11 protein-coding genes and 1 pseudogene are annotated in these 12,000 nt (G+C 39.3%); 9 read left to right on the top strand and 3 right to left on the bottom strand.

Going from position 1 to position 12,000, the window contains the following annotated elements; all coding sequences use genetic code 11:
- Positions 1-83 precede the first annotated feature (83 nt).
- The 5 genes and pseudogenes from CXF89_RS19385 (at position 84) to CXF89_RS19365 (ending at position 6,176) form a co-directional block, all read left to right on the top strand.
- A complete protein-coding gene (locus CXF89_RS19385) occupies positions 84-800 on the top strand; it encodes an ABC transporter ATP-binding protein (protein ID WP_121955512.1) in 717 nt (238 codons plus the stop codon).
- Complete coding sequence (locus CXF89_RS19380; protein WP_121955511.1) at positions 800-2,248, top strand: ABC transporter permease; 1,449 nt, start codon at positions 800-802, stop codon at positions 2,246-2,248. Before CXF89_RS19385 ends, CXF89_RS19380 begins: the two co-directional genes overlap by 1 nt.
- A complete protein-coding gene (locus CXF89_RS19375) occupies positions 2,245-3,567 on the top strand; it encodes a DUF3526 domain-containing protein (RefSeq protein ID WP_121955510.1) in 1,323 nt (440 codons plus the stop codon). The genes CXF89_RS19380 and CXF89_RS19375 overlap by 4 nt, the downstream gene beginning before the upstream one ends.
- Before the next feature lie 15 nt (positions 3,568-3,582).
- Positions 3,583-5,694 (top strand): annotated as a pseudogene (locus tag CXF89_RS19370) (TonB-dependent siderophore receptor).
- A 242-nt stretch (positions 5,695-5,936) separates the two neighbouring features.
- Positions 5,937-6,176 carry a hypothetical protein gene (locus tag CXF89_RS19365; RefSeq protein WP_076924644.1) on the top strand — a complete coding sequence of 80 codons (240 nt, stop codon included), beginning with the start codon at positions 5,937-5,939 and terminating at the stop codon, positions 6,174-6,176.
- Between the two features lie 69 nt (positions 6,177-6,245).
- Here CXF89_RS19365 and msrA read toward each other — a convergent pair whose 3' ends face one another.
- Positions 6,246-6,845 carry a peptide-methionine (S)-S-oxide reductase MsrA gene (gene msrA / locus CXF89_RS19360; RefSeq protein ID WP_121955509.1) on the bottom strand — a complete coding sequence of 200 codons (600 nt, stop codon included), beginning with the start codon at positions 6,843-6,845 and terminating at the stop codon, positions 6,246-6,248.
- A gap of 293 nt (positions 6,846-7,138) precedes the next feature.
- Here msrA and CXF89_RS19355 point away from each other — a divergent pair, with 293 nt between their 5' ends.
- Positions 7,139-7,333 (top strand): CPXCG motif-containing cysteine-rich protein, encoded by a 195-nt coding sequence (locus CXF89_RS19355; RefSeq protein ID WP_024593951.1) that lies wholly within the window; start codon positions 7,139-7,141, stop codon positions 7,331-7,333.
- Positions 7,334-7,391: 58 nt separating this feature from the next.
- Here CXF89_RS19355 and CXF89_RS19350 read toward each other — a convergent pair whose 3' ends face one another.
- The gene (locus CXF89_RS19350; protein WP_002962626.1) at positions 7,392-7,592 is read right to left on the bottom strand and encodes a hypothetical protein; all 201 of its coding nucleotides are present in this window, start codon (positions 7,590-7,592) and stop codon (positions 7,392-7,394) included.
- 106 nt (positions 7,593-7,698) lie between these two features.
- On the opposite strand from CXF89_RS19350, the gene CXF89_RS19345 reads away from it, so the two are divergent.
- From CXF89_RS19345 to CXF89_RS19335, 3 genes are all read left to right on the top strand, one after another.
- On the top strand, positions 7,699-8,181 hold the full coding sequence (locus CXF89_RS19345) for a GNAT family N-acetyltransferase (protein WP_121955508.1): 483 nt from the start codon (positions 7,699-7,701) through the stop codon (positions 8,179-8,181).
- A gap of 138 nt (positions 8,182-8,319) precedes the next feature.
- A complete protein-coding gene (locus CXF89_RS19340) occupies positions 8,320-8,931 on the top strand; it encodes a MarC family protein (protein WP_121955507.1) in 612 nt (203 codons plus the stop codon).
- A gap of 30 nt (positions 8,932-8,961) precedes the next feature.
- On the top strand, positions 8,962-9,843 hold the full coding sequence (locus CXF89_RS19335) for an alpha/beta hydrolase (RefSeq protein WP_121955506.1): 882 nt from the start codon (positions 8,962-8,964) through the stop codon (positions 9,841-9,843).
- A gap of 789 nt (positions 9,844-10,632) precedes the next feature.
- Here CXF89_RS19335 and CXF89_RS19330 read toward each other — a convergent pair.
- Positions 10,633-11,841: a porin gene (locus CXF89_RS19330; RefSeq protein WP_121955505.1), complete on the bottom strand. Its 1,209-nt coding sequence runs from the start codon at positions 11,839-11,841 to the stop codon at positions 10,633-10,635.
- Between the last annotated feature and the right edge of the window lie 159 nt (positions 11,842-12,000).

The raw sequence follows: 12,000 nt of genomic DNA, 5'->3' as shown, positions 1-12,000 counted from the left end.
CCGCGATTAATAAAACACCACCAATTGAACAAAAAACGTTTGATAAACACGTTAGCAACACAGGCGCCGCTTTAAACGATACGATGATTGAAGTGAGCTCTTTAAATTTTAATATTAAAAATAACGCTATTTTAAAAAACTTAAGCTTTAGTGTGGCTGCAGGCGAGGTGTATGCGCTACTCGGTGGTAATGGTGCAGGTAAATCAACTACATTAAAAACGTTACTCGGATTTAATAAACCAACTCAAGGCTCTGTAAAAGTAGCCGGTAAAGAGGTTACACAAGCGCTTGATTTTGTACGTGGCAAAACCGCGTATTTGCCAGAGTCGGCAACACTTTACCCGCATTTAACTGCTCGCGAAAATGTTGAATATTTTTTATCACTTGCTGATATTAAAAAATCAGATGAACAAATTAACGCGGCTTTTAATCGTGTTGCATTACAGCGCGATGCGTGGGACCGCCACATGCAAACTTATTCAAAAGGCATGAGGCAAAAAACAGCAATTGCACTTGCGATACTGCGTGAAGCTCCGATATTTTTACTAGATGAGCCTACATCGGGCCTAGACCCTGTTGCCATTGATGAATTTAATCAACTTGTACGCGAGCTTGTATTAACTGGTGCGACTATTTTAATGGTTACGCACGATGTGTATGGCGCGTGCCAAGTGGCAAATCGTATTGGTTTACTTAAAAATGGTGAGCTGGTGGGAGAGTATGATGCGCCCCAAAGTGGGCGTATTGATACCGAGCAAGTACACGCTGCATTTGGGCATCACGCTAATAGAGGTGCTTAATGAGTATAAATAACTTTTCAAAGGTGGTGATTGTTGCCAAAGATGAGTGGCGTTATTGGCTTCGCTCAAAATTAGCAATGACCGTGCTTGCTATTGGTTTGGTGCTCACGGTTGCCTCGGTGATTGTAACGGCTATTACCATGATGGAGCTAAGCCACTCACAGCATGAATTACAGGCAACTAGCGATAAAAGCTTTGTTGATCAACCCGACCGCCATCCACACAGAATGGTGCATTACGGGCATTATGCATTTAGAACGCCTTCACCACTTAGTACGCTTGACCCGGGTATTGATGCCTACACGGGCAACTCTATATTTTTAGAAGGGCACAGACAAAATAGCGCAATGTTTGCAGATAGCCGCCAAGGTACTGCATTAACTAAATTAGGCAGTTTAACGCCTGCATTTATTGTACAGACACTCGCACCTTTATTACTGATATTAATTGGCTACAGCGGTATTAGCCGCGAGCGTGAGTCACAAACGCTCTCGTATTTGTTATCGCAAGGTACATCGGGCGCAACGCTTATTGCAGGTAAAGGATTGGCGCTACTTTCTGTTGTGGGTTTAATTTTAACTCCGCTGACGGTATCGGCTTTATTTACACTTGGCTCAGGCGAAGGCTTACTTGCGGTTGTAAGCTTTGTGCTTGGCTACGCTTTATATTTAATTGTGTGGGTGCTGCTTATTTTACTGGCATCGAGTGTGTTTAGTAAAAACAGCGGAAGCTTTACAGCACTTGCCTTTGTTTGGATTTTACTGTGTATTGTAATGCCACGTGTAGCAAGTACAACAGCCTCCACGGCAGTGCCATCAGCAGGCAAAATAGAAACCGACTTTGCTGTAAAAGCCGAACTTAGAAAACTAGGCGACGGCCACAACACAAACGACCCCGCATTTAAGCAATTTAAACAATCGCTCCTTAATAAATACAACGTGAGCAGTATTGATGAGTTACCCGTTAATTTTAGAGGGCTAGTGGCAAGCGAGTCTGAGGCTAAACTAACGAGCGTACTCAATAAGTTTGCTGAGCAGCGTATGCAAGCTGAACTTAAACAAACACAGGTATCGCGTTATTTTGGTTGGGTTTCACCTATGGTGGCTATTCGGTCGTTATCGATGATTGTGGTAGGTACGAGTATTGAAACCCATCATCGCTTTTTACGCGAAACCGAGCAGTTACGCTTTGATTTTGTGCAAGGGCTTAACAAAGTTCATGTAGAAAAGCTTAGCTACCAAGACGACATGAACCGCAATGCTGATACTGCTGCAACCCAAAAGGCACGTGTAAGTGCTCAAAATTGGCAAATACTGCAAGACTTTACTTTTAATGTAGACAGCTCAAAAGCGAGAGCGCAGCGAAGCATACCTGCTTTTTTACAGCTACTACTTTGGATTGCGGTGCTGTTAGGCGGTATTAAATTTGTAGGGAGGCGTTTGATATGAGTTACCTATTAAAACAGCTTGCGCGTGAATGGCGTTTTTTACTTCGTCAAAAATACTTAGTGGTATTACTGGTGTGTACCTTTGTAATGTCGGGGTTTGCAGTTTTCAGCGGGCTTAGTGAAGTAACACAGCAAAAGCAAACCATTGAGCGCTTAAAAGCCGCCGATTTAACTGACCTAACTAACGTTCAACATAAATACGAAGACCCAGGCTCGCTTGCCTATTACAGTTTTCACTTAACGTATTCATCGCCTTCAAATTTAGCGTTTGCTGCTTTAGGCGAGCGCGATATTTACCCGTGGAAACACCGCTTAAATTTACTTGCCCTAGAGGGACAAATATACGAAAGCGATGCGCAAAACGCAGAGCTAGCGCAGGCAGGTAAAATTGATTTTGTATTTGTAGTAAGTGCATTAGCACCGCTGATAGTTATTTTACTATTTCATGATTTATTTGCTAATGAGCGAACAAGCGGTAGGCATGATTTATTAGTAACTACTGCTAGGTCTTACTTTGCATTATGGGGGGCGCGAATAGCAGTGAGGTTGATTGCAGTAATAGTGTGTTTAATGCTGCCATTTTATATAGGTACATTGCTTAGTCATTCGGCCCTTGCTGATGTGGGGTTTGTTACTTTTATTTGTGTAATTTACATTGCGTTTTGGACTGCGCTCAGTGTGTGGTGGGGTAAAAACGCCAGCAGTGCGCCGCGTGTTGCTTCAACGTTAATTGGTTTTTGGGTGTTAGTTGCTTTTATTATTCCTATTTTAGGCGATTTAGTTATAAACAAAACGGTGCACTCACCAAAGGGCGGCGACATTGTTCTTACTCAAAGAGAGGCCGTTAACGATGCATGGGACTTACCAAAGAAAACAACAATGGATGCTTTTGTTGCTTCAAATCCACAGTGGAAAGATCACGTTGATATGCAAAGCGAGTTTGAGTGGAAATGGTATTACGCATTTCAGCAAGTTGGAGACGAAAAAGCAGGTGAACTTTCACATGCGTATCGTGATGCAGCGCATACAAAGTATCAATTAGCGGGAATTGTATCGTGGTTTTCACCGCCATTGCTGTTACAACGCAGTTTTACACGACTGGCGAGCACTGATGCTTTAGCTGCATTTAGATACGAATACCGTATGCGAGGATTTCATAAAAGTTTAAGGGAGTTTTACTACCCCTGGCTCTTTATAAAGGGTAACCCACCAAAAGCGGCGCTTAAGAATATGCCTAGCTTTAAAAAAACAATGCTTAATGAAATGGATGAGCCTGAAGTTACAGGCGTTAAGCTAAAAGAAAATTTATCAGTTAACTAATTAACAAGGTTTATAATGAATACCAATAATAAAGGGCTAAAGCTCACCTATTTAAGCGCATGCTTAGTCAGTTTATTTAGCAGCCATGCTATGGCAGTTGAGCAAAACCAAAAAGATGACAGCGTTAATAATAGCCCTATTGAAAGATTGGCTGTAATGGGTTCGCGCCAAGCGTATCAAGGTGAATTTAGTGCGTTAGAAACACCGTAATCAGAACTGAAAATAGATTTAGAAGCCCTTGAAAACGCAGGTGCGATAGATTTAAACCAAGCACTTGATTTATCGGCTTCGGTTGCTCGTCAAAATAACTTTGGTGGGCTTTGGAATAGCTTTGCACTACGTGGTTTTGTAGGCGATGAAAACTTACCAAGTAATTACCTTGTAAATGGGTTTAATGCCGGGCGTGGTTTTGGTGGTTCGCGTGATTTGTCGGGTATTGAGTCGGTTGAGGTTTTAAAAGGCCCACGCGCGGCTTTATTTGGCCGAGGAGAGCCTGGTGGTACAGTAAACCTTGTTACCAAACGCCCAACGTTTGATACAAGTGGCGAGCTAAAGCTAAGTGTAGGCAGTTTTGATACCTACCGTGCTGATGTAGATTACACAACGCCCCTTAACGACGATGTAGCAATTAGACTGGTTGGTTTTTATGAAGACGCGAAAAGCTTTCGCGATACGATAGAAACAACTAAACAAGGCTCTAGCCCATCAATAACGTGGAATATTAATGATAATAGCCAACTAATATATGAGCTTGAATACAGCGACCAAGAAGTCCCTTTTGATAGAGGTGTATTAGCTATTGATGGTGAACTTGGTTTAATACCAGAAAGTCGCTTTTTAGGAGAACCAGGTGATGGCCCAATAGAGGCAGATGTACTTGGTCATCAACTAGAGTTTATTCATGACTTTAATGATAACTGGAGCGTGTTATTAGGCGCTAATTACCGAGATACATCGCTTGAAGGATTTGCTACCGAAACCGGTTTTGCAGGAGTTGTTGATGGCGAAATAAATCGTTTTAGGCGTTATCGTGATTACGATGCTACATACCAAGTATACCGAGCAGAAGTTACCGGTAATTTAGAGGTTGCTGGGTTAGAGCATAGTTTAATAATTGGTGTGGACTCTGATAAATTCGAAAATGATCAATTTGTTCTTCGCGTGCGTGGCGATCAGTATATTAATGTATTTAACCCCGTGTATGGTGCGTATGAGTTACCTACGCCAACGGCCAATACCGATAAGTTAGAAGTGCAAGAGTCGTTAGGTATATTTATACAAGACCAAATAAGCCTCACCGATAAGCTAGATATACGTATTGGTGCACGTTTTGATGACTACGAACAAACACTTAATAACCGTTTAGCTGATACTCAATCAAAGCAAAACGAATCGCGAGTTAGCCCGCAGTTTGGTGTTGTGTATGAGGCGAGTGAGTTTGTATCTGTTTATGCCGCTTATGGCGAAAACTTTAGGCCTTTATCAGGCACTGATACAAATGGCGATGGTTTTGAGCCAAATCAGTCTACGTCGTCAGAGGTAGGGGTTAAATTTACTTTAAACGATGGCGCTCTGTTTGGCACCGTTGCTGTATTTAAAGTAGAGCAAGACAATATGCTGGTAGTTGACGATCCTACTGCATTTACTTTTGCTGCAATTGGCGAAGCACAAAGCAAAGGCATAGAAATTGATATAAACGGTGAGCTAACTGATGACGTAAGCCTATGGTTATCTTATGCGTATGTTGATGCAACTATTGAAAACTCATTTTTTGATGCGAACTTTGGCTATACAGTAGAAGCGGGAAGCTCTTTATTAAATATTCCTGAGCATCAATTTAGTTTACAGCTAGTTAAATCGTCTGAGTTATATGGTAAAGCCGTTAAATTTGGTGGAGGCTTGGTTTATGTAGGCTCACGAAACGGCTTTTTTGGTACCGATTTTGAGCTGCCAAGTTACACAACAGCGCGTGTATTTGTTGATGTTGATGTAACTGAGTCAATTGGCATGCGTGCAGAAGTAGACAATCTGTTTGATGAAACCTATTACACTAACTCATTTGCTGATGCGTGGGTTCAACCGGGGACACCGCGTAGCGTAAGGTTAAGTGCGACTTTTAAGTTTTAAACGTACACATTAAAATGAAAAAAATGAAAAGGCTGCTTTATTTAAGCAGCCTTTTTACATTGGTTATACATCGTTAGGTTTTTAGGGTCTGTCTAGCGCTGTTTTGCATCAATAAGTAACACTTAACTTAATAACAAAGGCTTTATGAAATAGACGGTGGATAAGTAAACCTTTATTATAAATTCCTTGTTTTGCCAATGTTATAGCTAGGATTTAATAGCAATATAAAATGGAGATTAATTGTGGAAGATAAATTAAAAGAAAAAAGTGTGACACAGAAATTTTTTGGTGAATATTCTTGGATGTATAAAGTTTCAACGTTTCTTGCTTTTATTATGGTTATTTACATTAGCTTTAATGGAGAGGGAAGTGTTTGGACACAGCTTGTGAATGGTGATTTTAATTCTGCTTTGCTTGTTAGCATTGTTGGTTACTTATCTGAATTTAGATATCGATTTATTAAAGAATCTCGAAATAACTAATAAGATTAAAAAGCGACTAATTTAAGCGGCTTTTTAATCTTTTACAGTGAAATACCTAATTAGACGTAATTAATGAGTTGCTCTGTCGCCCCAAATATCTTCTAGGCGGCTATCTCGACCACAACGCCAGCGATAGGTGTTGTAACGGATTGGGTTGTTTTTGTAATAATCTTGATGAAAGCTTTCTTTTCCTTTAATAGGGTAAAAGGTACTTGCGTTTAGTATTGGTGTAACCACAGTTTGATTAGGGAACTCGGCAACTACTGCTGCTTTTGTTTTTTCAGCTAATTTACGTTGTTCGTCGTTTTCAACAAATATAGCGCTTAAGTAACTAGGGCCTTTATCGCAAAATTGGCCTTTGGCATCAAAAGGATCAATATTAACCCAGTAATGGTCAAGTATACCTTTGTAGCTTACTATGGCTGGGTCGTAAGTAATTTCTACGGCCTCGTAATGGCCTTTATGATTACCATTGTACGTTGGGTTTTTAAGTTTACCGCCAGTAAAGCCCGATATTACATCGGTTACGCCTTCTAGTTTTTCAAAGTCGCTTTCCATACACCAAAAGCAACCTCCAGCTAAAACGGCTTTTTCGGTTTTAGCTGCATGAGTAAATGTGCTAAACAATATTGCGGCAGATGTTAATGCTAATGCGAGTGATTTTTTCATAAAATTATCCACCTGTGGAGTGAGTTTATAAATGCTTGTAAAGTTAGACCCGCTAAGTGCTAATACTATTTCATTGTAGAGGCATTGTATTATCAGGCTAACACTTATCTATGGCGCAAAATAATGTGCTTAAGTAAGTTTTATAGTGATAGGGCTTGTCGTTAGATCACTTTATAAGTGAGCAGCATGGTTTAATTAGTTTAGCCATATAAGTGTTATTTAATGGGGTGTTGAATTATGCTGGTTTGTTCATTAAAGTGACAACATTCGAGATATAAATTAGCAGGTGATAAATGAACCAGTTAACTGAAAAGTCAATAAGCTGCCCTTATTGCGGCGAAAGTATAGAAGTATTACTTGATGCAGCAGATATTGATGAGCAATACATAGAAGACTGCCAAGTATGCTGTAAGCCTATTTCGTTTGTAGTATTTGAAGATGAAGACGAGTTAAACGTTAATGTTTACAGTGAAGACGAAGCATTTTAACTCGTTAATTAGATATGAGGCTGCAATTTTGCAGCCTTTTTAATGCGTATGTGTTTGGTTAGCTATTTTGTTCTCGCGCTAGTTGGTTAGGGAGGAGTTCTTCTACTATTTCGCGTGCTGGAAGTGTATAGCGTGTGCCGTCAAACATTACAGAGGTAAACTCGTTAATATTAGTAATGCCTGTTAAGGTCCAGCCTTCGCCGCGCTTTGGGCAATATACTGTGGTAGTGGGTTGTATTACTTTAAAATCGTCACTCATTACGTTATCTACTCTTTTTGCTTTAAAGATAATGCTTGTTAATGGGGTATGGTAAGTTAATAATGCTTGCCCATAAAGAGCTAATTTAACTAACCACTTAAATAAAATGTTTAATACCACAAAGCTTGAACGCGTTACGCTGCGCTTAATTACCCACAAACACGCTGCGTGTTTATTTAATATTTTAAACCATCCGCACGTGTCAGAATTTAACGACTACGATACACCCCTTACCAAAACACAAATTAAGCAACTAATACAAGATGATATTAGCGCCTATTACGAAGGCGAAGTGATTAGAGTTGCAATTGAACATAATACATCTGGAAAGTTAATGGGTACTTGTGGGCTTTATGATTTAACGCCCTGTAAAAGTAATGCATTTATAGGATTTGAGCTGCACCCCGACTTTTGGGATAAAGGTGTAATGTTTGAAGTAGTCACTGGTTTCACTAAAGAGTTACTTAAGCATATTCCGCTTAAACATTTATCGGCTGAGGTGAGTGCACACAATGCACGCTCTCATAATTTACTTATGAAGTTAGGCTTTAGTTTAAGAGAAAATTCTATTTGGCATAAATCGCTTTAACGTAAAACGACAAATTTTTAAATCTTTGCGAGTGTAAATAAAATACAAAAAATAACGGCTTTCTATTATAGTTAAGCGTAAGCAAATGAATTTGTTACCCGTGTTTTATTAAATATTTACGCTTAACAAGGATTTTATATGCTAGAAAAACTCTCTCAAGATGCACTTGTTATTTGGGCTACCATTGACCCAATAGGCACGATGGCGTTGTTTGCTGCGCTTACTTCTCACTTAACCGATAAACAACGTCGTAAAACAGCTTTTAAAACGGTGCTTTATGCAGGCTGTGTATTATTGGGTTCTATTTTAATAGGGCAGCTAATACTCAATGCGATGGGAATTAGATTGGTGTCGTTTCAGCTAGGTGGCGGTATTATATTGTTTTTGTTTGGCCTGCAAATGATTTTTGGAAACGATTCTAACAAAGCTAAACAAGACCCTGAACACGATATTGCGGTGTTTCCGCTAGCTATACCAGCAACTGCGACCCCTGGTGCTATTTTGGCGGTGATACTACTTACCGATAACCACATACACCCAATTACCACTCAAATAGGCACAGCGCTTGTTACACTTGGTGTACTTGGCATTACATTAATATTGTTGCTGCTTTCGGGTAAAATAATTAAGCTAATTGGTACTGGCGGCGCGTCTATTTTAACGCGTGTTATGGGGATGATTTTAGCCGCATTTTCGGTTGAGCTTATTATGACCGCGCTTGAAGTAAAACAATGGGTTGAGCTTGATTAAATAACTCCTAAACATTTAAAGGAATGCCGCATGGCAATAAAAATAACAAAATACTATTTTATTAATTTAAGTTTAGCCGTAGTCATTTTTGCTATCGGTATTTTAGCCATACGTTATTACAATCATTATGTATCGGCTTATACAGATATAACACTTAACTCAAGCGTGCTTAATGAGTCACGCAAAGTGTTTATAAGATTACCCGCTAATTACAATCCTAAAAGAGCGTATCCGTTAATTATTAAAACAGACGGTAACTTTAATTTAGATACATGGGATAAAGCACTTACAAAACAAGCTAAGAGCGAAAAAAGGGATAAGGCTATATTGGTGTCTATTCCTAATTTGTTTTTTACAGATACACGTAATCGCGATTTAGTCCCTCCTTATGCTCGCCAAGATGTAAATACACAAGCGCGCCCAGAAGGTGAAACATTTATAGAGCCTAATGGTGAAGCCGACAAGTTTTTAGCGTTTATTGAAACTGAGTTACTCCCTTATTTATCAGCAAAATATAAGCTTAGTAATAACCGTGTGTTAAGTGGTTTTTCGGCCGGTGGCAGCTTTGTACTTTATACACTGCATACAAGGCCTGAACTGTTTAATGGCTACTTTGCCTTTAGCCCAGCGGCTTGGTATGACGATATGACAGTGGTTAATAATGTAGAAGCATTTTTAACTACTCAAGCAAATAAAATTAAGTCGCCTACTTATTTATACCTTTCGGTGGGTGGAGCAGAGCATCCGTTAATGTTAAAAGCGTTTGATAATTTAGAGTCTGCTTTAACAGCAAACCCTAATAATAACCTTGTGTGGCAAAGCGCTATAAACGAAGGTGCTGAGCATTCAGATAATCCAACACTGAGTGTATCAAAGGCATTAGCTGGTTTTAGTAAGTTTATTAAAAAGTAGGTTAGATAGGTATAACCGGTAGCTGTATGCATATACAGCTACCGGTGTTTTAACTATTTATGATAACGAATCAGTTTCATAGCACTTTACTTAGTTTAATGTTATTAACGACTTACAAAGGGAGTTGTTTTAATTTATTTTTACACAGTAAATACGCGCACTGTGTTTATATACAGTGCGCAGGTGTTGAGTTAGAATACAGGCAGTACCTATGAGCATATATCACACCTATTTGTTACTGCTTTTAATTAGCCTTACGCCTTTGTGATCAGCAATAATCAGTGCAAGCACTTTGCAATTTCAATATAGTTTCACCATCTTTATATACTCTGAATGCAATTAATATAAGTTAGCTGGTGGCTTTACAGTAAGGGAACACATCATACTTAATTTTGTTATAATGCTAAACTTTGCAATAGAGCCAAATTGAAAAAAAGTAATCAGGAAGGTAGTGCAAATAATCAAGTCTACGGTAACTTCAGCCAATAAAGATATAGATGCGAGTAGTTAACCTATTTGTGATTCGTTAAAATTTTGCTCGTTCATTGTATTGGGCAGCAAACGGTAGACGTAAAAATAGGGGCATCGTGAGTTGATGGTATTACACATTAAAAAAACAATACCAGTGCGGCTGTTAATGCATTTGTTGAAATAGCCTTAAATGCAAAACCAAGTATTCAACAAAGCATGGCGGAATAAAAAAAGCCCAGTTAAAAAAGTTAAAAGGGCTAAAAGGGTTGTGCTTAGGGAAGTTGTAGTCGTTTTTAAACTTATATTTAGAGCTTATATTTAGAACTTATATCTAAAACCAAATGCTATACCGTCGTCTTCCGACTGCTCCATTTGTGCTTGTTGATCGTTGTTATCACTTTCGAAGTCACTAAAGTCCTTACGCGCTTCTATGTAGGCAATAGTGGCTTCGTCAATTAGGTAATGAAGGCCAATAACAGCAAACTGACGCTTAAATACATCGTTAGGATCGGCGTTAAAGTTTGGCTGAATTACGTAATCATCGCCGGCATCAAACACGTTGTAGGCAATAAAAGGGCGAAAGTCGTTATCAAAACGGTATGATGCGAATGTTTCTATACCAATTGCGTCTTTAATTAAGCGACCAATGTTATCTGTGTCGTGGTTTTTGTTTTTATTTACGTTGGCAGCAACGTAAAGGCCGCGCTTATCAATGCTGCCCCACATAATACCGGCACCATAAATTAAATCTTCAACATTACGAGTAGAGCCATCACCAAACGTTAAATCAAACTCACCTCGGTTAACACCTGCCGTAAGCGTTAGCATATCGGTAGGGGTATAAGTTACAGACGCACCAAATGTGTAGTTAAATTCAACTTCTTGAGCTGCACTATCGCCAGAGTTCCAAAGCGTTTCGCATTCTTCTTCTGAAATCTCGCTTACGTCACAGGTATAAAACTCGCTGTTTTTAAGCTGCGCTTGTACTGCAAAGCTAAAATCGTTATAGCTATTGCGGTACTGGACTAACTTATCACCACGGCCAGTGCCATTTACAGCGCCATCGTCTTTGTTATAAGTGTAAACACCTGCTGCATTACCATCCCATACAAAGCTATTATTTGTTCCATAAACTACGTCGTACCATGCACCCCATTGTTTACCAATGGTAAGTTGACCGTACTTTTCGTGTGAAAGGCCTGCGTAACCTAAGCGGTTATACAAAAATTCGTCCTGAATTGACTCAAAACGATTGTTATAAATAATATCGCTACTACCAACAGGGTTTACTCCCCATTCTACAAGAGCAAGGGCAGTCCAATCTTTCTTTAGCTCTCTAGTAAAACCAAAGTTAATGCGCGACGTACCGTTAACAACTTCGGTTTCGTTTTGTGTGTTAATTACACGCACATCAAGATATCCACCTACTTCAAGAGTGTTTTTGTCATCTTTGTATAACTCTACCGCCGAGACAGCGGGTGCGAATACAATACTTGCGCTAATCAGTGTCGCTAATTTTTTGCTCATCTTGTGTGTTGCCCTGTGTAAATTTTTAGTGTTTTTACGTAGGTAAAAATTCAGGTTCGAAGATTAACAAAGCAATAAACGGCTCAAAAGTGAAAAAAAATCAACAAAATTGGACGGCAAACTTAATTGACATTCACTCGAGGTTAATTTTGTTTTTCA

This window comes from Pseudoalteromonas sp. MelDa3 (assembly GCF_002863625.1).
Lineage (GTDB): Bacteria > Pseudomonadota > Gammaproteobacteria > Enterobacterales > Alteromonadaceae > Pseudoalteromonas > Pseudoalteromonas arctica.
This window is presented reverse-complemented; position numbering and strand designations above follow the sequence as displayed.

Excerpts from the sequence above, each read along its gene's own strand:
- CXF89_RS19335 (WP_121955506.1), top strand. The coding sequence starts at position 8,962 with ATGGCAATAAAAATAACAAAATACTATTTTATTAATTTAAGTTTAGCC.
- msrA (WP_121955509.1), bottom strand. The coding sequence starts at position 6,845 with ATGAAAAAATCACTCGCATTAGCATTAACATCTGCCGCAATATTGTTT.
- CXF89_RS19330 (WP_121955505.1), bottom strand. The coding sequence starts at position 11,841 with ATGAGCAAAAAATTAGCGACACTGATTAGCGCAAGTATTGTATTCGCA.
- CXF89_RS19380 (WP_121955511.1), top strand. The coding sequence starts at position 800 with ATGAGTATAAATAACTTTTCAAAGGTGGTGATTGTTGCCAAAGATGAG.
- CXF89_RS19345 (WP_121955508.1), top strand. The coding sequence starts at position 7,699 with ATGTTTAATACCACAAAGCTTGAACGCGTTACGCTGCGCTTAATTACC.
- CXF89_RS19340 (WP_121955507.1), top strand. The coding sequence starts at position 8,320 with ATGCTAGAAAAACTCTCTCAAGATGCACTTGTTATTTGGGCTACCATT.
- CXF89_RS19350 (WP_002962626.1), bottom strand. The coding sequence starts at position 7,592 with ATGAGTGACGATTTTAAAGTAATACAACCCACTACCACAGTATATTGC.
- CXF89_RS19385 (WP_121955512.1), top strand. The coding sequence starts at position 84 with ATGATTGAAGTGAGCTCTTTAAATTTTAATATTAAAAATAACGCTATT.
- CXF89_RS19375 (WP_121955510.1), top strand. The coding sequence starts at position 2,245 with ATGAGTTACCTATTAAAACAGCTTGCGCGTGAATGGCGTTTTTTACTT.
- CXF89_RS19355 (WP_024593951.1), top strand. The coding sequence starts at position 7,139 with ATGAACCAGTTAACTGAAAAGTCAATAAGCTGCCCTTATTGCGGCGAA.